General features: G+C 57.0%; 1 protein-coding gene. It reads right to left on the reverse strand.

Annotated features, from left to right (window positions below; translation table 11 throughout):
- A partial coding sequence (locus Q5Y71_RS17380; protein WP_306043320.1) for a hypothetical protein occupies positions 1 to 284 on the reverse strand: 284 nt, incomplete at both ends.

Here is a 284-nt window from a genome sequence, read left to right on the forward strand (position 1 = left end):
CTTCGGAAATCAGTTTGTACTCCCGCTGCAGCTTTCCATCGAGGTGTACGCGGATATGGTGCAGCAGCACCAGCTGTTCCTGCTGGATATCCTGCACGGGAACCGGCGGGGCATCGGTGCGGGTGCCGTACTGGAATTCGATTTTTGCATCGCCCTGGTTGCCGTAGGTGATCTCCAGGGGATAGTTGATGCCCTCCACCAGGTCGCGGTGGTATTTGTAGGCCATGGTATTGCCGAAGGCATCGGTGACCTTATTCAGGCTCCAGCCGAAATGAGGCGAGTCT

This window comes from Microbulbifer sp. 2205BS26-8 (assembly GCF_030731025.1).
Taxonomy (GTDB): Bacteria; Pseudomonadota; Gammaproteobacteria; order Pseudomonadales; family Cellvibrionaceae; genus Microbulbifer; species Microbulbifer spongiae.